The sequence below is a fragment of the Sphingorhabdus sp. YGSMI21 genome (assembly GCF_002776575.1).
GTDB lineage: Bacteria > Pseudomonadota > Alphaproteobacteria > Sphingomonadales > Sphingomonadaceae > Parasphingorhabdus.
On the sequence record NZ_CP022548.1, the window covers coordinates 3,659,880 to 3,682,507 of the forward strand.

Below are 22,628 nucleotides of genomic sequence, written 5' to 3' on the forward strand. Positions count from 1 at the left end.
CCGGTGATCAGCTCCGCACCGCATCCCTTCACTATCGCCAATTATCGCTACCTCTGGTTCTCGCGACTGGCATCGATGTTTGCGCTCTACGCGATGATGCTGATCCTCGGCTGGCAGGCCTATAATCTGGCGCGCGAAAGCATGGGGGTCAGCGCCTCGGCCGGGATTTTGGGACTGCTCGGGCTGTTGCAATTCGTGCCCTTGTTCATTCTGACGCCGCTGGTCGGCTGGGTCGCCGACCATATGGACCGCCGCTGGATCGCGCGCATCGTTCTGGCGGCCCAGGCACTGATAGCGCTGGCCCTCGGCCTGCTGACCGCGACTGGCGGGATCACGCTCTGGACCATCTATATCATCGCGGTGCTGCTCGGCATCTGCCGCGCCTTTCTCGGCCCGGCGATCAGCTCGCTCGCGCCCAATCTGGTCCCGAAAGCGTCGCTGCCGCGTGCCATCGCGCTGTCGACCATAGCCTGGCAGGTCGGCGTCATTGCCGGTCCGGGCATGGCGGGGCCGCTCTACAAGGTCGATGCCGCCCTGCCCTATTTCGTCTGCGCAGGTCTCTACAGCCTGGCAACGCTGGCGATATTCCTGATTGGCCCGGTGCCGCGCCCGGAAGCGGACAAGACCAGAGGCCCTTTGCAGCAAGTCAGTGACGGCATGGCCTATGTCTGGACCAACAAGCTGGTGCTGGGCGCAATCACGCTCGATCTGCTGGTCATGTTCCTCGCCGGCGCCACGGCGATGATCCCGGTCTTTGCCAAGGACATATTGAATGCCGGAGAAATCGGCCTGTCGCTGCTTGCCGCCTCGCCGGCGGTCGGCGCGGTGATTGTCGCGCTGATCTTCTCCTTCGCCCCGCTCAGCAAGAATGTCGGCAACAGCATGCTCGCGGCGATGGCGGTGTTCGGTCTCGGCACCATCGGCTTTGGCCTCAGCACCAATCTCTACCTGTCGATGGCCTGTCTCGGCCTCTGCGGCGCCGCCGACATGTTCGGCGTCTATGTCCGCGGGTCGCTGATCCAGCTGCACACGCCGGACGCCAAGCGCGGGCGGGTCGGCGCGGTCAGCCAGATGACGATCAGCGCATCCAATGAACTGGGCGATGCATTGTCCGGCGGCCTGGCCGTGTTGGTCGGCCCGATTGCCGCCATTGTAGCGGGCGGTGCCGGTGCTATAGTGGTCACCGGACTCTGGTCGCGCCTGTTCCCGCAACTGGGCGCTGCCAAGACTTTTGATCCGCCGGAGGACCTGCAGAGGGAACCGGCAAAAGAATGAAAAGATAAACAGGAGCGCAGGATAATGATTGCCAATAATATTCTCGAAACCATCGGAAACACACCGCATATCAAGATGCAGCGGCTGTTCGGCGACGCCAATGTCTGGATCAAGTCCGAACGTTCCAACCCTGGCGGATCGATCAAGGACCGGATCGGTCTGGCGATGATCGAGGCGGCCGAGAAATCCGGCGCGCTGAAACCCGGCGGTACAATCATCGAACCGACATCGGGCAATACCGGCGTCGGTCTTGCGATGGTCGCGGCGGTCAAGGGCTATACGCTGGTTCTGGTGATGCCCGAATCGATGTCGCTCGAACGCCGGCGGCTGATGCTCGCTTATGGCGCGACCTTCGACCTCAGCCCGAAGGAAAAGGGCATGAAGGGCGCAATCGAGCGGGCGCAGGAACTGGTCGACCAGACGCCCGGTGCCTGGATGCCGCAGCAATTTGAAAATCCGGCCAATTTCGAAGTGCACAAACGCACCACCGCGATCGAAATTCTCAATGACTTCAAGGACAACCCGCTGGATGCGATCATCACCGGTGTCGGCACCGGCGGCCATATCACTGGCGTGGCCGAAGTGCTGAAGGAACATTGGAGCCATCTGAAAGTCTATGCGGTCGAACCGACGGCTTCCCCGGTGATCAGCGGCGGTCAGCCCGGCCCGCACCCGATCCAGGGCATCGGCGCCGGCTTCATTCCCGGCAATCTGCACACGCAGAGCATCGACGGCGCGATCCAGGTCGACCCTGCCGATGCCAAGGCCATGGCCCTGAGAGCGGCCAGCGAGGAAGGTATGCTGGTCGGCATTTCCTCAGGCGCGACTCTGGCGGCGATCGCGCAGAAGCTTCCGGAACTGGGCGACGGCGCGAAAGTGCTCGGCTTCAACTATGACACCGGCGAGCGCTATCTCTCCGTGCCAGAGTTTTTGCCCGAAGAATGAGCTCGATAGAGGTCCAGCAATTCACCTACCGGCATGGTGATGTGGAATTGGCCGGCTATATGGCGCAGCCCAGCCGCTATCCGCGGGCCGGCATATTGATCGTGCCGACCATCGCCGGACCGACCAAGCTGATGCATGATCGCGCCCGCTGGCTCGCTTCCCTGGGCTATAGCGCGATGGTCTGCGACCTCTATGGCAAGGGCCATGTCGAGGACATGCGTGAAGCCCGCAAACTGGCCGACGAGCTGCGCGCCGATGCCGAATATTATCGCGACCGCTTCCGCTGCGCGCTCGCCGAATTGCGTACGCGGTCGAAGCTGGCGAACAACCGGATTGCCGCGATCGGCTATTGCATGGGCGGCGAGATCGTTCTGGAAATGGCGCGCGGCGGCGAGGATATCGCGCTGGTGGTCAGCTTCCACGGACTGCTGGCCACACCGCTTCCGGCCAAGCGCGGGACGATCAAGGCGCGCCTTCTGGTCTGCCATGGCCGGGCCGACCCGCTCGTTCCGCCGAAGCAGGTGCGGGATTTTCTCGAGGAAATGGACATTGCGGGGGCAGATTGCCACATGCATATCTATTCCGGCGTGCTCCACGGATTCACTGACATCAGCAGCAATTCCCGAGCCGTCGAGGCGGTCCGCTATAACGCTTCGGCCGACCGGCAAAGCAAGGCGGCCATGCTCAGCATGTTCGACGAGCTTTTCGAGAATAAAAAAACACCGGACCGATATTAGGCCCGGTGTTCCAGTTGCTTTCGGACGGTTCGTCTAGTCCGGCTCGCCGTCGCCGTCATTGTCGAGCAGATCGGGCTGACCATCGCCATCGCTGTCCCAGGCATCGGGCTGTCCGTCACCGCTGCGGTCCCACGCATCCATCAGACCGTCACCATCAGTGTCGATGGTCGGTGCCGGGATTTCCGATGGCGTCTCGTCGGTGGTTTCCGGTTCGGCCGCATGGGCTGCAACCGAAAGTCCCAGTCCGGCGCCGATCAGAAATGGTGTCATCCGGCGCAGACGTTTCTGGCTATTGTTGGAATGCATTGCATATACTCCTTATGCATATCATTCCCCTGTCACGAAATGTGCTGACGGATTTGGCGCGGCGGGTCCAGCAACCTTCGACCATATGTTCGAAAGCGGCGCTAAATAGCTGATTTACCGCCAGCTATCGACAAATAAACACCATTCGTCGTGGCAGATCCACAAGCTCGCTTTTGACAGAATTTCGGCAACAGTTTGTCGAATTATCGTCACATTCTGCAATATAATTGGAAAAAGGGGTCCGGAATTTTTCAACTGAAAGATTGCTAGCCATGTCTACCCAGGACCAGCGCCCCGCTTCCCCCGCCACCACAGACCGGCCGCTTATCATCAGGATCGGCAAGAGGCTGCGCGGCACGATGAACCGGATATCGAGGGACCAGTCGAAAATCCCGACCGAGCCGGTCCTCCCGGCGAGCGCCTTTCCATGGACCAATCGCCTCGCCGAAAAGTGGCAGACCATCGCCGCGGAAGCAGCCGCCATCCTGCGCCATCGCGATGCCGTACCACCGCTCCGGGAAATTTCACCCGATCACGCGCGGATTGCGGGCGACGGCAACTGGCGCTCCTTCTTTCTGGTCGGCTATGGCTATGAAGTGGCGGAAAATTGCACCCGCGCGCCGGTCACGGCGGAACTGGTGCGCCAGATACCCGATCTCAACTCGGCTTTCTTCTCGATATTGGAGCCCGGAGCGACCATCCCCCGCCATCGCGGGGTAACCCGTGGTCTGGTGACCTGCCACCTCGGCCTGATCATTCCCGACCGGGCGGAGCAATGCGCGATGCAGGTCGAGGATATCGATCTCCACTGGGAAGCCGGCAAATGGCTGATCTTTGACGACAGCTATTTTCACGAGGTGCACAATGCAACGGATCAGCGCCGGGTCATCCTGCTGCTGCAGGTAAAGCGTCCGATGCGACTGCTGGGCCGGCTCGCCAATGATCTGGCATTATGGGGCATTCGCCGGTCACCCTTTGTACAGGATGCCCGGCGAAACCTTCATATGTGGGAAAATGCCTATCGGCAGGCGGAACGGAACGAAGCCGCCTGATCAGCGCGTTCAGGCAACCGCGAACATGTCCGGGTCGAGCGCCATGATCGAGTCGGCACCGCCTTCGATCTTGCGACGCAAGGCGCCCGCGTCCGGCATGAACCGCTCGGCGAAATATTGCGCGGTGACCAGCTTGGCCTCGTAATATTTCGGATTGTCGGTGCCGGCGTCGAGAGCCGCCTGCGCCGCCTTGCTCATCCGCAGCCACATCAGACCCAGCGAGACGATGCCCATGATGTGCATATAATGATAAGCACCGGCGCCGGCGTTGTTCGGATTGGCCATGCCGTGCTGCATGAACCACATGGTGGCTTTCTGCAGCTCGCCATTGGCCTTTTCCAGCGCTTCGGCAAATCCGGACAGTTTCTCGTGTCCCTTGGCTTCGGCGATCTCGTCGCTGACAACCTTGAAAAAGGCCTGAACCGCGCGGCCGCCATTTTGGCCAAGCTTGCGGCCAACAAGGTCCATCGCCTGAATACCATTGGTGCCTTCATAGATCATCGCAATCCGCGCATCGCGCACGAACTGTTCCATGCCCCATTCCTGGATATAGCCATGTCCGCCATAGACCTGCTGCGAATCGGTGGCGACCTGATAGCCCTTGTCGGTGCCATAGCCCTTGATGACCGGGGTCAGCAGGCTGACCAGATCGTCGGCCATCTGCCGTTCTTCCTCGGTCTCTGCCTTGTCGGCCAGATCAACCTGCAACGCACCCCAGAGTACCAGCGCACGCATCGATTCGGTAAAGGCCTTGCCGTCCATCAGCATCCGGCGAACGTCCGGATGGACGAACAGCGTGTCGGCTTTTTCTTCCGGATCCTGCGCACCGGTCAGCGCCCGGCCCTGCCGGCGGTCACCGGCATAGATCACGGCATTCTGATAGGCGATTTCGCCCTGCGCCAGACCCTGCAGGCCAACGCCCAGCCGCGCCGCGTTCATCATGATGAACATCGCGCGCAGGCCCTTATTCTCTTCGCCGACCATATAGCCGGTCGCGCCGTCATAGTTCATCACACAAGTCGCATTGCCGTGGATGCCCATTTTTTCCTCGATCGAGCCGCAGCTAACGCCGTTGCGTTCGCCCAGCGAGCCGTCTTCGTTGACCAGGAATTTCGGTACGATGAACAGCGAGATGCCTTTGGAGCTGTCGGGAGCGCCCGGAGTCTTCGCCAGCACGAGGTGGATGATATTCTCCGCCATGTCATGTTCGCCGGCAGAGATGAAAATCTTCTGGCCGGTGATCGCATAATGGCCGCCGGGCATGGGTTCGGCCTTGGTCCGGATCAGGCCCAGATCGGTGCCGCAATGCGCCTCGGTCAGGTTCATCGTTCCGGTCCATTTGCCGGAAATCATCTGGGTCGCATAGGTCTGCTTCTGCTCTTCGCTGCCCTCGGTGAGGATCGAGGCAATCGCGCCCTGCGTCAGGCCGCTGTACATTTCCAGCGCCTGGTTGGCCGAGACCATGAATTCCATGACCGCATTGCCGACCACACGGGGCAGGCCCTGGCCGCCGAATTCTTCCGGCGAAGACAAGGTCGTCCAGCCGCCATCGGTCAGCTGCTGATAGGCTTCCTTGAAACCCTTTGGCGTGGTGACCGATCCGTCTTCATGACGGGTGCAGCCTTCCTCGTCACCCGACTGGTTCAGCGGATGCAGGACTTCGGCCGAAAAACGGCCCGCTTCGGTCAGGATCGCGTCGACCATTTCCGGCGTGGCATTTTCAAAGCCCGGGAGATCGGAATAATTTTCAAGGCCTAGGACCTCGTTCAGGATGAACCGGACTTCGCCGACCGGCGCGGTATAACTGGGCATGATTTTCTACTTTCTACTCAAATGGGGGTGCCGGACATTACCGGCGACTATCCTCTATTGCTGCTGTGCTTTGGCGTCGGCCATGGCCTCCTGCACAGTCTTTATGAAGCCGGTCAGTTCCTTGATCGAACTGTCGATATCGGCGCGTTGTTTCTTCAGCGTGTCGACCTTTTCCTGGCATTTCGCGATGGTGACCTGCATCTGTGTCTTCCGGCCATCGCCGAGATCGTAAAGATCGATCATGTCGCGGATTTCGGTCAGGCTGAACCCGACATTCTTGGCCCGCATGATCCAGGCCAGACGGGCCCGGTCGCGTTTGGTATAAATGCGCGACAGACCCTTGCGGTGCGGGGCGATCAGCCCCTCGTCCTCGTAGAATCGCAAGGCCCGTGCGGTAACACCAAATTCGTCCGACAGGTCGGATATTGTATAGGTTTCCCGGTTTTTCAGGTCGGGCGTGTCGATTTCGGCATGGCTTTGTTGCTGTGACATGGCCACCGTATAGCTTACGCTAACGTAAACGTCAATGTTAGCCGCCGGGACAAAGATTCTCGAAATCGCGACCGCTGGTGGAACGGGCCACCGCGTCGCCCTCGCCGACCATATAGAAACTGACGCCTTCGAAACCGGCACGGGGGCTGCAATAGCTTGAGCAGGTCTCCGGCAGGCTGCCCGGCAATTCCAGCTCGACCCCGTCGAACCGGGCCGAGAAGCGGCAGGTTTCTTCGCTGTTGAGGGTGATCCGGACCGTTTCCCCCTCCCGCTCGGCCTCGCCCAGCCCTTCGCATTTGGTCTCCGGCCCGAACACCGCGATCATGCCGATCTGATAGCCATTCTCGTCATTGCCGACCGCGCAGAACCGGTCGGTCCCCAGATCGCTGCGCCGTTCGAAAGCGCCGGACAGGGTGACATTGCGTACATCGGGAATAACGCCGGCATCGATCGCCGCCTGCTCCAGCGGCGGGAGTTCGGTATCGGCCTGCTCGGCCTTCGGTTGCTGCTGGCCACAGCCCGCCAGCAATATCGGCAACAATATTGCGGCGAAGCGACTCAAGCGACCGGCTCCAGCTTGCCGTCGACAATCTTGCGGTAAAAACAGCTTCTCTGGCCCGTGTGACAGGCCGGACCAGCGGCCACCGCCTTGATCCACAGCGCATCCTGATCGCAATCGATGCGCATCTCGGTCACCGTCAAAATATTGCCCGAAGTTTCGCCCTTCTTCCAGAGGCACTGCCGGCTCCGGGAATAGAAATGTGCCACACCGCTTTCCTGGGTCAGTTGCAGGGCCTCGGCATTCATATGGGCGAGCATCAGCAACTCGCCGGACGAATCGTCGCTGACAACAGCGGTGATCAGGCCGTTCGAATCATATTTCGGCTGCAGCAGGCTTCCGGTCTCGGGATCATCTTCAATTTTGCTCATGCCAGTGGATTAAGACCCGATCCGGTCGCGCGCAACGGCTAAAGGCGCAATTGATCCAGCCCGCAGCTGCCCGATCACGCAATATTATGATTTTATGACATTGGGGGCAGACAAAGCGACCTTTCAAACCTATATGGCAGGCATCGCGCGCCCGACCAATTACATGCCAGGTGAGATATGCTGACAACCCACCCGTTTGAAGATGACAAGCTGCGGGAAGAGTGTGGCGTTTTTGGCGTCGCCGGTATCGACGACGCCGCCGCCATGGTCGCGCTCGGTCTGCACGCTCTACAGCATCGCGGTCAGGAAGCCGCCGGCATCACCTGCCGCAACGGCAAGGAATTCTACAGCCACCGCGCCCTTGGTCCGGTGGCCGGCAATTTCGACAGCGAGGAAGTGATCAACCGTCTGCAGGGCGATTCGGCCTGCGGCCATGTCCGCTATTCGACCACCGGTGCCGGCACCTTGCGCAACGTCCAGCCGCTCGAGGCCGACCTCGCGTCCGGCGGTTTTGCGATCGCCCATAATGGCAATATTTCCAACGCGCTGGCCTTGCGGGACGAGCTCGTCCGCCACGGTTCGATATTCCAGTCGACCAGCGATACCGAAGTCATCATCCATCTGGTCGCGACATCCAAATATCGCACCCTGCTCGACAAGTTCATCGACGCGCTGAAACAGGTCGAAGGCGCCTATTCGCTGATCTGCATGACCGCCGAAGGGATGATCGCCTGCCGCGATCCGCTCGGCATCCGCCCGCTGGTGATGGGCAGGATCGGCGAAGCCTATGTTTTCGCTTCCGAAACCGTCGCACTTGATCTGGTCGGCGCGGAATATGTTCGCAGCGTCGATCCCGGCGAACTGATCGTCGTCACCAACGGCGAACTGCGCTCGCACCGCCCCTTTCCCGACAATCAGGCACGGCCCTGCATTTTCGAACATGTCTATTTCTCGCGCCCCGATTCGATTGTCGACGGCAGCTCGGTCTACAGCGTGCGCAAGGGAATCGGCGCGCAACTGGCGATCGAAAGTCCGGTCGTCGCCGATTATGTGATTCCTGTGCCGGACAGCGGCACTCCGGCAGCGCTCGGCTTTTCCGAAGAATCGGGCATTCCCTTCGAACTGGGCATCATCCGCTCGCATTATGTCGGCCGGACGTTCATCCAGCCGGGCGACGGCGTCCGCCATCTCGGGGTGAAGCTCAAACACAATGCCAACCGGCCTCTGGTCAACGGGAAAAAGATCGTGCTGGTGGACGATTCGATCGTCCGCGGAACCACCAGCTTGAAAATCGTGCAGATGATGCGCGAAGCTGGCGCTTCGGAAGTCCATATGCGGATCGCCAGCCCGCCGACCATGCACAGCTGCTTTTACGGCGTGAACACGCCGAAGCGGGAAAAACTGCTCGCGGCCCGCAAATCGATCGAGGAAATGCGCGAGTTCATCCAGGCGGACAGCCTGGCCTTCGTCTCCATTGACGGTCTTTACCGCGCTGCCGGCGAAGACACGCGCCACGATCTCCAGCCGCAATATTGCGATGCCTGCTTTACCGGCGCCTATCCGACCGTCCTCACCGATCGCGATGGCGAGGAAGAACCCGACCAGCTCAGCATGCTCAACGAGCGTTCCGACTCCTCGGGCACCGCGCGGGACCATGAACCGTCCGGCGATCTGCCCCGCCTCAAGCAATCAGCGAACTGACCATGAAATTTGCAGGCCAACTGGCGCTCGTTACGGGTGCAAGCCGCGGTATCGGTGCGGCAACGGCGCTGGCACTGGCGCGCGAAGGCGCCCATGTCGTGATCACCGCGCGCAGCGCCGATGGTCTGGAAAAGATCGAGGAGCAGATTCACAATGCCGGTGGCAGCGCCACGATCGCCCCGCTCGACCTGACCGATGGCGACAGTATCGGGCGTCTGGCCACCGCGATTGCCGGCCGCTGGGACGGGCTCGACATTCTCGTGCTCAACGCCGCAATGCTGGGGACCCTCGCACCGGTGCCGGCGATTGACGGCAAGGAATTCAACAACGTCCTGACGCTCAACCTGATCGCGCAGCAGGCGCTGATCGCCGGCTTCGATCCGATGCTGCGCAAGAGCGAAAACGCCCGGGTTGTGGCCATGACCAGCAGCGTCGGCCGCAAGCCGCGGGCATTTTGGGGCGCTTATGGTGCATCGAAGGCCGCGCTTGAGACACTTTTGCTCAGCTATGGTGAAGAAATGCGCAATTTGGGCAAGATTCGCACGGCCATTGTCGACCCCGGCCGCACCCGCACCGAAATGCGGGCGAGCGCCTATCCGGGCGAGGATCCGGCCAGTGTCAAACTCCCCTCGGTCGTCGCCGACCGGCTGGTGGAAATACTCGCCAGCGATTTCGACACCGGCGAGCATTTCCAGATCAGCTGACGGAATCAGCTCTGCGGCGGCTCGGCTGCCACATATTTTTTCACCGCTTCGAAAAAGGCGATCCGCTGGTTCTTCTGCGTGTCGGGTGATGCGCTCGGCCAGTTGCCATTGGTCGCGATGACCAGTTTCTGCGCCGGGTCAATGAAAATGCCCTGGCCGAAAATGCCCTGGCCGCCGAAACTGCCGTCGTCGAAAGTCCACCACTGATAGCCATAGCCACGGCCCGGCACGCCGATGTCCGCCTGTTTCGTGCCGGCCTTTTCGAACCAGCCTTCGGGCACAACCGACGTCTCGCCGATCTTGCCGCCATTCATCGCAAACTGGCCGAACAGGGCATAATCCCGCACCGTCGCGGATATGCAGCAGCCGCCGATTTCCTTGCCGCCCTCGTTGAGCAGCCATTCGGCATCCTGCCCCATTCCATAAGGTTTCCAGACCTTTTCGGACAGATATTCAGACAAAGTCTTACCTGTTGCCTTGGCCACCAGCACGCCGATCAAATTGGTTTCACCGGTATTATATTGCCAGCGGGTGCCCGGCGTCGCGTCATTCTCCAGCGTCTTCATATAGACGATGATCGGATCCATGCCGTCGACCGGCTTGGTGTTGTTGAACAGAGCCACATCGGATTTCGGATCGGCATAATCCTCGTTCCATTTCACGCCCGATGTCATGGTCAGCAGTTGCAACACCGTTACCCCGTCATAGCCGCTGCCCTTCAGCTCCGGGATATAAGCGGTCAGCGGATCGTCGATCGACTTGATAAAACCGTCCTTGATCGCGGCGCCGACCAGCGTCGAGACCAGCGATTTGGCGACAGAGAAGGAAGTCCAGCGTTCGTCCTGTTCAAAATCGCGCCGATATTCTTCCTTGCGGATCTTGCCATCCTGCAGAATGACCATGCCGGCCAGCCTTTGCTGCTCCATATAGTCGTCGATCGACAGCCTTTCGCCGGCGACCTCGAAACTGTCCGGCAGTGGATTTCCGGCCTCCAGTTCCCGCGGATTATCGCCGGCGGCGATGGTGTTGGAGGGCACCAGCACGTCCATCATCCGGAAAGCCTTGTCGCGCTGCGCATCGGTCCAGAACAGGATATTCTTGTCGGTCGGCAGGCCGGCCGCATCGGCCGCGACCTTCTGCACCTGTTCGCAAGCCGTCAAGCTGATACAGGCGACGCCCAGCATCGCCAGTTTTCCGATAAATTTCATTATTTCCGTTCTCCCACTCTTATTCTGTTTTTATCAGCGTCACTTGCGCGACATCGATGCCGCCGCCACGAAAACCGCCTTCGCAATAGGTCAGATAGAAACGCCACAGACGGACGAATTTCTCGTCAAACCCGGAAGGCAGATCGCCGCGCTCGACCGCGTCGTCAAACCGCTCGCGCCAGATTTTCAATGTCTTCGCATAATCGAGGCCAAAATTCTTCTGGTCGGTCCATTGCAGGCCGCGTTCCTCGGCCAGCGCCCGGAACCGGCTCTCCGACAGCAGCATGCCGCCGGGGAAAATATAGGTCTGGATGAAGTCTGCGCTGCTCGCATATTGTTCGAAAATATCGTCGGCGATCGCGATATATTGCAGCGCCGCTCGCCCGCCGGGTTTCAGGTTGCGGGCGATGCAGTCGAGAAAATCAGGCCAATATTGCTGGCCGACCGCCTCCACCATCTCGACGCTGGCAATGGCATCATATTGACCGTCGATATCGCGATAATCCTGTATCAGATAGCCCGCCTCGGGATGATGCTCCCGCGCCCAGGCGGTCTGCTCGTCGGACAGCGAAATGCCGGTCACGTCCAGCCCGTGATCGCGCGCCAGACTGCCCGACAGCGCACCCCAGCCGCAGCCTATTTCCAGCACGCTATCGCCCGACCGCGTTGCCAACCGCTGCGCTATGGCAGCGATCTTGTTGCGTTGGGCCTGCTCCAGACTGTCCGTTTCGCTGGCAAAAATCGCGCTGGAATAGATCATGTTCTCGTCCAGCCAGAGCCGGTAGAAATCATTGCCCAGATCATAATGATATTGGATATTCTGCCGCGCCCGGCGTTTGTCGTTGTCGCGTTTCGTGTGCCGCCGCCGGACCACCCAGTTGAACAGACCGGAGGCCCGTCCGGTGCTTTTCAGCCCGTCGCGGTTGCGGGTGAACAGGTCAAAGACCGGCACCAGATCGGGACTGTCCCATTCGCCCAGTTCCCATGCGCGGTACCAGCCGACCGAACCGCTGTTGATCAGCCGCAGCAACGCGTTCCAGCTATGCAGATTGACCTCTGCCATCGGCCCTTCGCCCCGCCCGCCCAATATCCGCGTCGTCCCGTCGGGCAGCTTGCCCTCGAACGTGCCATGATCCAGCCCGGCATCGATGCGGTCGAGAATATGGTGAAAGCCGGGCGCGAACAGGCGCGCGAAAAAGCCCCCGCCGGTGGCGAATCTTTTGCGCCTGTCCAGCAGATGCTGGCCGCGTTTGGGGGTTTCGACGTTCATGCGCGCAAATATGGACCAGCGCTAAGCGCTTGGCAACGTAGAACTATCCCTACGACCGGTGATCGCTCAGCTTCCCGGCGCGGCAGCCGAACCCGCCAATATGCCGCCATCAATATTCAGTTCCGATCCGGTGATATAGGTCGCTTCGTCCGATGCCAGCAGCACCGCAATCGCGGCCACTTCGCTGTCCTTGCCGAACCGTTGCAGCGGCGTGTCGCGGACCAGCGCCTTTTCCGAGGCCTCCCGCGCGTCACCCTCGCCCAGCATCGGTTCCCACATCGGCGTCATGATCGCGGCGGGGTGGATCGAGTTGCAGCGAATCTGCCAGCCCTGCTGCGCGCAATAAAGCGCGACCGACTTGCTGTGATTGCGGATGGCGGCCTTGGACGAAGCATAAGCCGCAGCCCCCGGTATCCCGACCAGCCCGGAGCGCGACGATATATTGATGATCGATCCCGCGCCCTTGTCCTTCATCGCCTTTATCGCGTAGCGACAGCCGAGGAAGGTGCCGTCAAGATTGACCCGATGGACCGCGCGCCAGTCTGCCAGCGAAGCATTTTCCGGATCATGCGGCCCCACGCCCTTTTCAAAACCGGTGATCCCGGCATTATTGACGACGACATCGGCGGCAGGATGCAAGCTGGCGAGCCGGTCCCAGTCCGCTTCCTGCTCCACGTCGAGCAGCAATGTGTCGCAGCCGAGTTCTTCCCCGACGGCCTGCAGCACGTCGGCATCGCAGTCGGTGAGCAGAACCGTCGCTCCCTCTTCGACGAAAGCCTTGGATATAGCCTTGCCAATACCGCGGGCGGCGCCGGTGATGATGCAAAATTTTCCTGATAGTCTGTTCATAAGAGGTCCTGAATATAGGTGTCAAAATGTCCAGCCCGTCGGACTGGAGAGAATATTCTGATATTGCCTGACGGCGACCTACTTGTTCATCGACCCGATATCCCTTGATCTGCGCGCCAACAATATCGGCTTGCCGCGCGCATTTCAATCCCCGAGATCATTTCACCTTGGCATAGGCGTCCAGCGCCCGTTCGCGCGCTTCCTTGTGCCCGATGATCTTGGCCGGATAATCCTTGGGCTTGCAGCCGTGGTCTTCCGGATCGTGGATATAGGGATCGTCAATATCCGCCAGTTCCGGGACCCATTGGCGGATATAGTCGCCGGCGTCGAATTTCTCCGACTGGGTCAGCGGCGCCATGATCCGGACGAACATATTGCTGTCGACGCCGGTGCCCGACACCCATTGCCAGTTGACGCTGTTGGACGCGTAATCGGCGTCGACCAGAGTGTCCCAGAACCATTGCTCGCCCTCGCGCCAGTCGATCAGCAGATGCTTGATCAGAAAGCTCGCGGCGATCATCCGGACGCGATTGTGCATCCAGCCGGTCGCCCATAATTCCCGCATCCCGGCATCGACGATTGGATAGCCGGTCTTCCCGTGGCACCAGGCGTCGAAGTCGGCTTTCACCCTATCGTCATCCATATCGCGCCACGGCAGGGCGCGCATTTTCTCGCGATAGCTTTCTCCACCATATTGCGGGAACTGGTCGATCACATTTTGCGCATAGTCGCGCCAGACCAGTTCCTTGAGATAGGTCTCGACCTTGCTCCCCTGCCCCGCCAGCCGGTTCCAGACCGTCGCCGGGCTGATCTCGCCGAAATGCAGATGCGGCGACAGGCGGGATACCAATTCCTCGGAAGGCAGGTTCCGACCCTCGTCATATTCTGCCGCCTTGTCAGCAAATTCTTCGAGATTGTCCTCCGCGCCAGCGCTCCCCGGCTGCCAGGGGTCGCCAAAGGCTGCGGCCCAGTCCGGCTTGGTCGGCAACAGGTTCCAATCATCCAGCGCATCGCTATCCGGCCAACTGTCCGGGGTATCGAGGCTTTCTGGCGCGGCAGCAGGCTCCCCCGGCGGCATATGCTGGCGCAGCGCCTTCCAGAAGGGTGTGTAGATTTTATAGGGCGTACCGGAACCCGTGGTCACCGTCCCTGGCGGCAGCAGATAGTTGCCATCATGCAGGATCAACTGCGCCGCATCGCCGAGAGACTTTTCCAACATTCGCTCGGCATTGCGCCACCAGGGTTCGTAATGACGCAGCGCATGCACTTCATCCGCGCCGATCGCTTTGACAATTTCGGCCAAATGCTCTGAAGCTCGCCCGTGGCGCAGAATCAGCCGCGAGCCCAGATCCTGTAAAGATGCTTCCAAGTCTTCCAGTGACCGGTGCAACCACCAGCGCGAAGCCCCGCCCATGATACGGTGTTTCGGCGTTTCGTCGTCGAGAACATAGACCGGAATGACGGGGCCGTTTGCAGCGGCAGCTATCACAGCGGCCTGATCGGAAAGGCGAAGGTCACGGCGGAACCAGATGATTTTGGCTTTTGTCATATCCCACCCATCCCTCAGGGAGCCGCTCGTTCCAACCTGTCTTTTCGGACATTGACCCGGACCGAGAAGCGGTCTCCGACCAGCGGGTCCATGAAGCGCTGGTCTCGCACGGTCATATTGCTGCCATCCCTTTCAATAACCGGCATTCTCGACCAGAACAGGAAAGCGCTGGCGTCATCGCTGGTCGTTGCAAGGAAGGGAAGCAGCGCTCCGCTGGATTCGGGCATGGCCCGCTTTTCATTGAGAACCAGTCCGTCAAACAGATCATAAGCACCTGACCCGTAAGCAAATTCATTGCGCCACAACATCTCCCGTTTCCAGAACTGGAGCGGCACCGGGTTGGCCACAACCATATTGTCTTCGCCCATCGCCTCGGTTTGAGCAGCGTTGCTCGCGAGCAGCGACTTGGTCTCCGCTTCAGCCTTGCCGGTTATCACGCCATTGGCAAATATATAGGCGCAAACGGCTGCAAAGCTGATCCAAGCGGGCCGCCGCCAGTCGTTGCCGCCTTTCTTCTCGCGCCGCCGCGAAACCCACAGGCCGGCGATCAGTGCCACCCAGATCCAGAGATCGATGATGAAGATACTGTCGCCATAAAACCATCGCGACGAAAAGGGTTCGAGCAGGCGGATGCCATAGCTGTTGAGCCAGTCCAGCGCCGGATGGCTGAGACAGCCGATATAGGCCAGCGCCAGCAGCCAGCCCTTGTGGATCGGCAATCGGTCCGCAGGCCGCTTCCCGCGCTTGGTCTGCCAGCGGTCGAACCATATCATAATGCCGGTCAGCAATAGTGGCAGTAACAGCATCGCGATCGGGCCATGGGTAATCCCGCGCCGGATCGCCAGATGCTGCACCCCGCCGAGCAGGGTGGCTACCGCATCGATATCGGGAATATTGGCGGCGATAATCAGCGTCGCCATGCCGAGACCGGTTTTCTTTTTCAGGCCCATCTGGCCGAGAACGGCGCCGGCCAGGCTGTGGGTCAGATTATCCAAATTTTTGACTCGCACGAAGACACGAAGGCACAAAGGAAGGGGTTTTCATTTTGCATAATAATCATTGGCTATCCGTTTTACGCCCTCTTTGAAAGTGGCTGCGCCAAAGTTCATCAGGAAACCAAGAGGCAAATCCATCAGACGGAGATAGGTCAATAGCTGTTTGGCGTGCACAGGTGCGTAGCGTTCGGTAGACTTCAGCTCAATCAACAGTCTGTTTTCGACGATCAGGTCAGCCCGAAAGGCCTCGTCCAAAACTCGCCCCTTGAAGACAATAGGAATGATCCTCTGTCTTTCGACAGAAAGACCTTTCTCTTTCAAACTCTCGCAAAGCAATATTTCGTAGGCGGATTCAAGCAGTCCCGGGCCCAATTCCTTGTGCAGCCAGAAACCACAATCAACACAGACTTTGGCGAACTCTTCAATACGTTCCACGCCGACATCTTAGTGCCTTCGTGTCTTCGTGCGAGTCCAAAACCTTTACAGTTCCGGCCCGCCCTCCGTCACCGTCCAGGTCTGCCCCTTGCTCAACAAAGCCTGCAAATCCGGCGCCTTGCCAGCCGCTGCCGCTTCATTCTGAGCGACCACAGCCGCCTCGAACGTCGGCCGCGGATCGTCATAGAGGACGCCCAGAGCCATCGGGAATTCGCCGAACTGCATTTCGATCAGCATATGCGCGACCGAACGGTTGGTGACATCATGAACAATCACATCAGCCGCTTCCCAGTCGCCATCGACCACTTCGACGACTTCCAGCTGCAGGGTCTTGCGATTGAGCGTGATACCCTTGGTGCCCTTGCCAAACAACATGGGTTCGCCGTTCATCAGATGCAGCTGCGTATCTGCTGCGGTTTTCTTCGCCGCAAATTCCTCGAACACATCCTTGTTATAGACGATGCAATTCTGGAAAATCTCGATGAAGGACGTGCCCTTGTGGGCATGGGCCGCCTTGAGAACGTCGGGCAGGCCCTTGTGGATATCGATACCCCGCGCCACGAAGCGCGCTCCGGCACCCAGCGCAAAGGCACAGGGCGAAGCGGGCCGGTCGACCGAACCATAAGGCGTCGACGGGCTTTGCGTGCCCTGTCGGCTGGTTGGCGAATATTGCCCCTTGGTCAGGCCGTAAATTTCATTGTTGAACAGCATCACCTGACAATCGAGATTGCGACGCAGCAAATGCATCGTGTGATTGCCGCCGATCGACAGCGCATCGCCGTCACCGGTGATGATCCAGACGTCGAGTTCCGGATTGGCGAGCTTGACGCCAGTGGCCACCGCAGGAGCGCGACCATGGATCGTATGGAAACCATAAGTCTCCATATAATAAGGAAAGCGCGAGGAGCAGCCGATACCGCTGACAAAGACCGTCTTGGAAGGATCAGCACCCAGATCGGGCATGGTGCGCTGTACGGCTTTCAAAATGGCGTAATCGCCGCAACCGGGGCACCAGCGTACTTCCTGATCGGTTTCCCAGTCTTTCAGCGTGGTCGTGATTTTTGTCATCTCGTTCATGACAGATTCTCCTCAATCGCCGCTTCAATTTCGGCAATGGTAAAGGGCTGGCCGGAAACCTTGTTCACCGGCTTGGCATCGACCAGATATTGGTCGCGCAACACGGTTTTCAGCTGTCCTGTATTCATTTCCGGCACGATCACCCGGTCATAGCCTTTCAGCAAGTCACCGAGATTTTTCGGCATCGGCCAGATATTGCGGATATGGATATGGGCGACATCCTTGCCCGCTTCCACGGCACGTCGCACCGCCTGATGGATCGGCCCGAAGGTCGAACCCCAGCCGACCACCGCCAGCTTGCCGCTTGTATTGCCGAGCGCGACATCCTGATCGGGGATGCTGTCGGCCACGCCGAGCACCTTGTCCCGTCGGATTTCGGTCATTTTCTGGTGATTGGCCGCGCCATAATCGATATGGCCGGTATCCACGCCCTTCTCGATGCCACCGATACGGTGCATCAGCTCCGGCGTGCCGGGCTTGATCCAGGGTCGCGCCAGCTTTTCGTCGCGCGCATAAGGCTTCAATCCGTCAGCCGGCATCGTTTCGAGGAAGGTCGTCGGGAACGGCTCGAGACCGGACACATCGGGAATCTTCCATGGTTCTGCCGCATTAGCAATATAGCCGTCGGTCAGCAGCATTACGGGTGTCATATATTGCACCGCAATCCGCACTGCCTCAATCGCGCATTCGAACGCATCGCTTGGCGAACGGGCGGCAATGACCGGCATCGGCGCATCGCCGTTGCGGCCATAGACAGCCTGATAGAGATCCGATTGCTCGGTCTTGGTTGGAAGACCTGTCGAAGGTCCGCCGCGCTGGGAGTTGACGATGACCAACGGAAGCTCGGTCATGATCGCCAGCCCGATCGCTTCGCCTTTCAGCGCAATGCCAGGACCAGACGACGACGTGATACCCAGTTTCCCGGCATAGCTCGCACCAATCGCGGCTGCGATCGCCGCAATCTCGTCTTCTGCCTGGAATGTGGTCACGCCAAATTCTTTCAGCCGCGACAGGTGATGCAGGATCGCCGAGGCCGGTGTGATCGGATAGCCGCCAAAGAACATCGGAAGGTCCGCCAGTTGCGAGCCGGCAACCAGGCCAAGCGACAGCGCTTCTGCGCCGGTCACCGTGCGATATTTACCAGGGGCCGAAGGAGCAGCGCCGACCTTGCGAGTGGTCAAATGCCCGCTGCCAAGCCCGTCACCCGACAGTTCGGCGGTTTCGCCATAAGCATGGCCGGCATTGAGCGCCGCGATATTGGCTTCCGCGACATCCGGCAATTTCGCGAATTTGCCCTGCAACCAGTCGATAATCGGCTGGCGGTCGCGTTCGAACATCCAGAGAGCGAGACCCAGCGTCCACATATTCTTGCAGCGCAACGCTTCCTTGTTGCCCAGCCCGAACGGCTTCACGGCCTCCAGAGTCAGCGCGGAAATATCCAGCTTGAGCAGCTGCCATTTGGCCAAAGACCCGTCTTCCAGCGGATTATTCTCATATTTCGCCTTGTCGAGGTTCCGTTTTCCGAACTCGCCGGAGTCGGCGATGATCAGCCCGCCGGGGCGCAAGGCCTCGACATTGGTTTTCAGCGCGGCGGGGTTCATCGCGATCAGCACATCCGGCTGGTCGCCAGCGGTTTCAATCGCGCGGCTGCCGAAATTGATCTGGAAGGCGGACACACCGAACAAGGTTCCCTGTGGCGCCCGGATTTCAGCCGGAAAATCGGGGAAGGTCGCAAGATCGCTGCCCGCCAGCGCGGTCGACAGCGTGAACTGCCCTCCGGTCAGCTGCATCCCGTCGCCGCTGTCTCCGGCGAAGCGGACGACGACATTTTCTGCGCCATCACTATTGGGACTATTCGGTTCTTCCTGCTTCAATGCGGTGGCCATAATGGATTTTCCGTGCCTTTATTATTATTACGCATCCCGCCCTAGAGCAGCAATGCGCCCCGCTTCAAACCACAAAAACTAATAGGGATAAAGCATTTGTTTGGGACGTCCGTCCCGATTAGCGCTTGCCTAGTGCGCGCGGCCTGATCTAATCGGTCAATTAAAAGCTGGGAGATGAGAGATGACTGACGCTTATGTACGCCCCGATGTGCAGATGATTCTGACGATGATGGCCCAATCCGACCAGCCGCTGATGTCGGAAGTCGAACCCGCAGCGGCCCGCGAAATGTACAATGTCATGGCAGCAATGCTCGAAGCGGACGCGGTTGAAATCCCGCGGATCGAAGATCTCACCTGCCCCGGCCCGGCCGGCGAAATCGCGCTGCGGCTCTACGACAGCCAGGCCGAACGCAGCGCCGAAACGCCCGCCATCATCTTCTATCATGGCGGCGGCTTCGTGATCGGCGATCTCGAATCCCACCATAGTTTCTGCACCTATATAGCCCGCGAGATGGACCTGCCGGTGATCGCGGTCGATTATCGCCTGGCCCCGGAAGCGCCCTTCCCCGCCGCTCCCGAGGACAGCCTTGCCGCGACGCGCTGGGTCGCCGACAATCAGGCCCAGCTCAAGCTGCAGATCAGCGGCATGATCCCCTGCGGCGACAGCGCCGGCGGCAATCTGGCGCTGGTGGTCGGGCAAGTGCTGGCCAGCGAACCGGCCTCTGTCCCCGTGGTCGCGCAATTCCCCATCTATCCCGCCAGCCGGATGGATGCGAAAGGCGGATCGATGGACGAATTTGCCGATGGGTTTCTGCTGACCAGGGACAGTATGGACTATTTCAACAGCCATTATGCGGCAAAGGATGACGACATTCGCGTGTCGCCCTATCTTGGTGATCTGGCGAAATCACCGCCGACGGTGCTGGTTACCGCCGGCCTCGATCCGCTGCGCGATCAGGGGCGTGATTATGCCGCCGATCTGATCCGCCACGGCGTGAACACCAATTTCATGGAAATGGCGGGCAACGTCCATGGCTTCATCAATATCCGCAAAGCCGTGCCTTCGGCCCAGCAGGATGTCGACAGGATGATTGCCGCGTGGAAAACCCTGCTCGCTTCGCTGGAATCCTAGACCGGATCGATCGCCGCCGGATTTCCGGATTTTGGCGATGGTCCGCCTATTGCCGATCGCATGTTGGATAACTAGATTCCCTACAAGGAGTCGCTAGGTAAGTCCGCGCTTATGCGCTAAAGGCGCGCCGAAACGTCCCGCCTGCTACCCCGACGATCGACAGCACGGCTGACCGACGGGGCGGCACCTCGAATGATTTTGGAAAGGTATATAAGATCGACTTCTCCCATCTCCCCTACCGCCCGTGCGCCGGAATCATGCTCGCCAACCGTTCTGGGCAGGTATTTGTCGGCCAGCGTCTGGATGCGGCGGACAGCAACTATCCCGACGCCTGGCAGATGCCGCAAGGCGGGATCGACAAGGGCGAAGAGCCGGAAACGGCAGCCTTGCGCGAGCTGCGCGAGGAAACCGGTGTGGTCGAAGATTTCGTCCAGATCATCGGCCGCAGCACGGAAGAATATCTCTATGATCTGCCCGACGAGCTGCTCGGCAAGATCTGGAAGGGCAAATATCGCGGCCAGCGGCAGAGCTGGTTCCTGATGCGCTTCACCGGCGAGGATGACCATATCGATATCCGGACCGAACATCCCGAGTTCAAGAACTGGAAATGGACCGATCCGCAGGGCTTGCCAGATTTGATCGTTCCCTTCAAAAGGGACCTGTATCGGGCGGTTTTGAAAGAGTTCCTACCGCTGATCTAGTAACAGTAAGCGGGATTTCTCTATGACCAGACCAGCACTAGCGGCCGCAATTCTCGTTGCGGCAAGCGCCTCCACGCCAGCCGCCGCAGCGCTGCCCGATCCGGTCAGGGCGATGATCGAGGCCGCCATAGCATCGGACGACAAGCAGGACGTTGCCGCCATTGTGAAAATCGCCAAGGCAATAAACCCCGATGACCATGCCGAGATCGATGCTTTGATGGCCGACTTCAATGCCCGGCAGGTGAAAGCGGCGGCCGAGGCCCTGCGCGAAAAGCAGCAAGCGGGTTTCTTTGAAAACTGGAAGGGACAAGGCGAGATCGGCGGTTTCCGCTCGACCGGAAACACCCGGAATCTGGGCCTTTCGGGCGGACTGAAACTGGTCAAGGATGCGGTCAAGTGGCGGCTGAACATCAAGGCCCGCGCCGATTATGAGCGCAACGCTGGCAGTACGACCCGCGACCAGCTGAGCGCGACCATCGAACCCAATTACAAATTTGATGAAAGCTTCTACGCTTATGGCCTGGCCCAGTTTGAACGGGACCGGTTCCAGGGATTTTCCGCCCGCTACACCCTGTCCGGCGGACTGGGCTATGAACTGGTCAAGACCAAAGACATTCGGCTGGCCATAAAGGCTGGCCCTGCATTTCGCACCACGAATTTTACAGGCGGTGGATCGAAAAGCAGTCTGGCCGCGCTGGCCGGTCTCGATTTCGACTGGAAGATTTCCGATCATCTGAAATTTTCGCAGGATGCCGGTGGCACCTATGCCAGCGATGCGCAGGGATTCAGTTCGGCTGTGGTCGTCATCGACAGCGACAACACCAGCCTGACCGCGACATCAGCGCTCGACGCTAAACTGCTTGGTTCGCTGTCTGCTCGCCTGTCCTATACGATTGAACATGAAACCAATCCGCCGGCCGGCCGGATCAAGACCGATACGCTCAGCCGCGCGACTTTGGTCTATGATTTCTAAATTTTAGCGAAGACCCGTTTCACGGTGTTTCGGTGGCCGGTTCTTCGTCCCCGATTTGCGGCTTGGGCGTGACTGCTTCCGCTGATAGCACGGGCTTCTTTTCTGCGAGCTTGATTGCCGAAGCCAGTTGGTCGTTCTGCGAGCAGCGCGAACGGCACAGGGTTTCGATCCGCGACAGGTTCACCCGCGCCTTTTCCAGCGCCCCCCGCTGGATCAGGGCCTCGCCCTGCCCGGCCAGTGCATCCAGATTGTTCGGATCCAGTATCAGCGCCTCGCGATAGAGACGGATAGCTTTGCCGGGCAAGTCCTGCACCCGGGCAATTTGCGCCAGCGCGATGAAGGCAGAGCCGTTGCGCGGATCGACGACGAGAGATGTTTCGTAAAGATCGGCAGCCAGATCAAGTTCGCCGCGCTTCTGCGCCGCCTCACCCATTTGCATATATTCGATCGAGCGGGGCTTGATCTCGACATCCGCGGACTGGCCGAAACTGGCGCTGGAAACGGTGGCAAAGACGAGAGACAAGGCCACGACAGCCGGTGAAAAACGCATAATCAGCTCCAATAAAGTCTCTCGACCATAGCCAGACTCATCTGCATGC

23 protein-coding genes are annotated in these 22,628 nt (G+C 59.7%); 9 read left to right on the forward strand and 14 right to left on the reverse strand.

The window, feature by feature from the left end:
- The first annotated feature begins 3 nt into the window (after positions 1-3).
- The 3 genes from CHN51_RS17520 to CHN51_RS17530 are packed head-to-tail and all read left to right on the forward strand — an operon-like array spanning position 4 to position 2,957.
- Positions 4-1,275, forward strand: coding sequence for an MFS transporter (locus CHN51_RS17520; protein WP_346426330.1), 1,272 nt, complete (start codon positions 4-6; stop codon positions 1,273-1,275).
- 24 nt (positions 1,276-1,299) lie between these two features.
- Positions 1,300-2,220, forward strand: coding sequence for a cysteine synthase A (gene cysK, locus CHN51_RS17525; protein ID WP_100095165.1), 921 nt, complete (start codon positions 1,300-1,302; stop codon positions 2,218-2,220).
- On the forward strand, positions 2,217-2,957 hold the full coding sequence (locus CHN51_RS17530; RefSeq protein ID WP_100095166.1) for a dienelactone hydrolase family protein: 741 nt from the start codon (positions 2,217-2,219) through the stop codon (positions 2,955-2,957). Before cysK ends, CHN51_RS17530 begins: the two co-directional genes overlap by 4 nt.
- A gap of 33 nt (positions 2,958-2,990) precedes the next feature.
- On the opposite strand, the gene CHN51_RS17535 is transcribed toward CHN51_RS17530, so the two are convergent.
- A complete protein-coding gene (locus tag CHN51_RS17535) occupies positions 2,991-3,263 on the reverse strand; it encodes a hypothetical protein (protein ID WP_100095167.1) in 273 nt (90 codons plus the stop codon).
- 272 nt (positions 3,264-3,535) lie between these two features.
- Between CHN51_RS17535 and CHN51_RS17540 the strand changes: the two genes are divergently transcribed.
- Positions 3,536-4,315 (forward strand): aspartyl/asparaginyl beta-hydroxylase domain-containing protein, encoded by a 780-nt coding sequence (locus CHN51_RS17540; RefSeq protein WP_100095168.1) that lies wholly within the window; start codon positions 3,536-3,538, stop codon positions 4,313-4,315.
- Positions 4,316-4,324: 9 nt separating this feature from the next.
- On the opposite strand, the gene CHN51_RS17545 is transcribed toward CHN51_RS17540, so the two are convergent.
- From CHN51_RS17545 to hisI, 4 genes are read right to left on the reverse strand one after another with little or no spacing between them, the layout of a single operon-like run.
- Positions 4,325-6,127 carry an acyl-CoA dehydrogenase C-terminal domain-containing protein gene (locus CHN51_RS17545; protein WP_100095169.1) on the reverse strand — a complete coding sequence of 601 codons (1,803 nt, stop codon included), beginning with the start codon at positions 6,125-6,127 and terminating at the stop codon, positions 4,325-4,327.
- Positions 6,128-6,181: 54 nt separating this feature from the next.
- Positions 6,182-6,619 carry a MerR family DNA-binding transcriptional regulator gene (locus CHN51_RS17550; RefSeq protein WP_100095739.1) on the reverse strand — a complete coding sequence of 146 codons (438 nt, stop codon included), beginning with the start codon at positions 6,617-6,619 and terminating at the stop codon, positions 6,182-6,184.
- Between the two features lie 37 nt (positions 6,620-6,656).
- Positions 6,657-7,181, reverse strand: coding sequence for a hypothetical protein (locus CHN51_RS17555; protein WP_100095170.1), 525 nt, complete (start codon positions 7,179-7,181; stop codon positions 6,657-6,659).
- A complete protein-coding gene (gene hisI / locus CHN51_RS17560) occupies positions 7,178-7,540 on the reverse strand; it encodes a phosphoribosyl-AMP cyclohydrolase (RefSeq protein WP_100095740.1) in 363 nt (120 codons plus the stop codon). The genes CHN51_RS17555 and hisI overlap by 4 nt, the downstream gene beginning before the upstream one ends.
- A gap of 186 nt (positions 7,541-7,726) precedes the next feature.
- Between hisI and purF the strand changes: the two genes are divergently transcribed.
- Entirely contained in the window at positions 7,727-9,250 is a 1,524-nt protein-coding gene (gene purF, locus CHN51_RS17565) for an amidophosphoribosyltransferase (protein ID WP_100095171.1), read from the forward strand.
- Between the two features lie 2 nt (positions 9,251-9,252).
- Positions 9,253-9,954: an SDR family NAD(P)-dependent oxidoreductase gene (locus CHN51_RS17570; RefSeq protein WP_100095172.1), complete on the forward strand. Its 702-nt coding sequence runs from the start codon at positions 9,253-9,255 to the stop codon at positions 9,952-9,954.
- A 5-nt stretch (positions 9,955-9,959) separates the two neighbouring features.
- Here the strand turns inward: CHN51_RS17570 and CHN51_RS17575 are convergent, their stop codons facing one another.
- From CHN51_RS17575 to CHN51_RS17610, 8 genes are all read right to left on the reverse strand, one after another.
- Positions 9,960-11,162, reverse strand: a complete 1,203-nt coding sequence (locus CHN51_RS17575; RefSeq protein WP_240616790.1) for a serine hydrolase domain-containing protein — start codon at positions 11,160-11,162, stop codon at positions 9,960-9,962.
- Between the two features lie 19 nt (positions 11,163-11,181).
- A complete protein-coding gene (locus tag CHN51_RS17580; protein WP_100095173.1) occupies positions 11,182-12,432 on the reverse strand; it encodes a cyclopropane-fatty-acyl-phospholipid synthase family protein in 1,251 nt (416 codons plus the stop codon).
- A 66-nt stretch (positions 12,433-12,498) separates the two neighbouring features.
- Positions 12,499-13,281 (reverse strand): SDR family oxidoreductase, encoded by a 783-nt coding sequence (locus CHN51_RS17585; protein WP_100095174.1) that lies wholly within the window; start codon positions 13,279-13,281, stop codon positions 12,499-12,501.
- A gap of 157 nt (positions 13,282-13,438) precedes the next feature.
- Positions 13,439-14,830 carry a deoxyribodipyrimidine photo-lyase gene (locus CHN51_RS17590; RefSeq protein WP_100095175.1) on the reverse strand — a complete coding sequence of 464 codons (1,392 nt, stop codon included), beginning with the start codon at positions 14,828-14,830 and terminating at the stop codon, positions 13,439-13,441.
- Between the two features lie 14 nt (positions 14,831-14,844).
- On the reverse strand, positions 14,845-15,825 hold the full coding sequence (locus CHN51_RS17595) for a metal-dependent hydrolase (RefSeq protein ID WP_100095742.1): 981 nt from the start codon (positions 15,823-15,825) through the stop codon (positions 14,845-14,847).
- Between the two features lie 45 nt (positions 15,826-15,870).
- A complete protein-coding gene (locus CHN51_RS17600) occupies positions 15,871-16,260 on the reverse strand; it encodes a GxxExxY protein (RefSeq protein WP_100095176.1) in 390 nt (129 codons plus the stop codon).
- A gap of 45 nt (positions 16,261-16,305) precedes the next feature.
- Complete coding sequence (locus CHN51_RS17605; RefSeq protein WP_100095177.1) at positions 16,306-17,337, reverse strand: 2-oxoacid:ferredoxin oxidoreductase subunit beta; 1,032 nt, start codon at positions 17,335-17,337, stop codon at positions 16,306-16,308.
- On the reverse strand, positions 17,334-19,223 hold the full coding sequence (locus tag CHN51_RS17610) for a 2-oxoacid:acceptor oxidoreductase subunit alpha (RefSeq protein WP_100095178.1): 1,890 nt from the start codon (positions 19,221-19,223) through the stop codon (positions 17,334-17,336). The genes CHN51_RS17605 and CHN51_RS17610 overlap by 4 nt, the downstream gene beginning before the upstream one ends.
- Positions 19,224-19,404: 181 nt before the next feature.
- On the opposite strand from CHN51_RS17610, the gene CHN51_RS17615 reads away from it, so the two are divergent.
- The 3 genes from CHN51_RS17615 to CHN51_RS17625 all read left to right on the forward strand — a co-directional run bounded on the left by CHN51_RS17615 (position 19,405) and on the right by CHN51_RS17625 (position 22,029).
- Entirely contained in the window at positions 19,405-20,355 is a 951-nt protein-coding gene (locus tag CHN51_RS17615; RefSeq protein WP_100095179.1) for an alpha/beta hydrolase, read from the forward strand.
- Between the two features lie 215 nt (positions 20,356-20,570).
- A complete protein-coding gene (locus tag CHN51_RS17620) occupies positions 20,571-21,056 on the forward strand; it encodes an RNA pyrophosphohydrolase (RefSeq protein ID WP_276308619.1) in 486 nt (161 codons plus the stop codon).
- A gap of 22 nt (positions 21,057-21,078) precedes the next feature.
- Positions 21,079-22,029, forward strand: coding sequence for a DUF481 domain-containing protein (locus CHN51_RS17625; protein ID WP_100095181.1), 951 nt, complete (start codon positions 21,079-21,081; stop codon positions 22,027-22,029).
- A 19-nt stretch (positions 22,030-22,048) separates the two neighbouring features.
- Here the strand turns inward: CHN51_RS17625 and CHN51_RS17630 are convergent, their stop codons facing one another.
- On the reverse strand, positions 22,049-22,579 hold the full coding sequence (locus tag CHN51_RS17630) for a tetratricopeptide repeat protein (protein ID WP_240616791.1): 531 nt from the start codon (positions 22,577-22,579) through the stop codon (positions 22,049-22,051).
- Between the last annotated feature and the right edge of the window lie 49 nt (positions 22,580-22,628).

Coding starts and splice junctions, on each gene's coding strand:
- cysK (WP_100095165.1), top strand. CDS start 1,300: ATGATTGCCAATAATATTCTCGAAACCATCGGAAACACACCGCATATC.
- CHN51_RS17530 (WP_100095166.1), top strand. CDS start 2,217: ATGAGCTCGATAGAGGTCCAGCAATTCACCTACCGGCATGGTGATGTG.
- CHN51_RS17535 (WP_100095167.1), bottom strand. CDS start 3,263: ATGCATTCCAACAATAGCCAGAAACGTCTGCGCCGGATGACACCATTT.
- CHN51_RS17540 (WP_100095168.1), top strand. CDS start 3,536: ATGTCTACCCAGGACCAGCGCCCCGCTTCCCCCGCCACCACAGACCGG.
- CHN51_RS17545 (WP_100095169.1), bottom strand. CDS start 6,127: ATGCCCAGTTATACCGCGCCGGTCGGCGAAGTCCGGTTCATCCTGAAC.
- CHN51_RS17550 (WP_100095739.1), bottom strand. CDS start 6,619: ATGTCACAGCAACAAAGCCATGCCGAAATCGACACGCCCGACCTGAAA.
- purF (WP_100095171.1), top strand. CDS start 7,727: ATGCTGACAACCCACCCGTTTGAAGATGACAAGCTGCGGGAAGAGTGT.
- CHN51_RS17570 (WP_100095172.1), top strand. CDS start 9,253: ATGAAATTTGCAGGCCAACTGGCGCTCGTTACGGGTGCAAGCCGCGGT.
- CHN51_RS17575 (WP_240616790.1), bottom strand. CDS start 11,162: ATGAAATTTATCGGAAAACTGGCGATGCTGGGCGTCGCCTGTATCAGC.
- CHN51_RS17580 (WP_100095173.1), bottom strand. CDS start 12,432: ATGAACGTCGAAACCCCCAAACGCGGCCAGCATCTGCTGGACAGGCGC.
- CHN51_RS17585 (WP_100095174.1), bottom strand. CDS start 13,281: ATGAACAGACTATCAGGAAAATTTTGCATCATCACCGGCGCCGCCCGC.
- CHN51_RS17590 (WP_100095175.1), bottom strand. CDS start 14,830: ATGACAAAAGCCAAAATCATCTGGTTCCGCCGTGACCTTCGCCTTTCC.
- CHN51_RS17605 (WP_100095177.1), bottom strand. CDS start 17,337: ATGAACGAGATGACAAAAATCACGACCACGCTGAAAGACTGGGAAACC.
- CHN51_RS17610 (WP_100095178.1), bottom strand. CDS start 19,223: ATGGCCACCGCATTGAAGCAGGAAGAACCGAATAGTCCCAATAGTGAT.
- CHN51_RS17615 (WP_100095179.1), top strand. CDS start 19,405: ATGACTGACGCTTATGTACGCCCCGATGTGCAGATGATTCTGACGATG.
- CHN51_RS17625 (WP_100095181.1), top strand. CDS start 21,079: ATGACCAGACCAGCACTAGCGGCCGCAATTCTCGTTGCGGCAAGCGCC.
- CHN51_RS17630 (WP_240616791.1), bottom strand. CDS start 22,579: ATGCGTTTTTCACCGGCTGTCGTGGCCTTGTCTCTCGTCTTTGCCACC.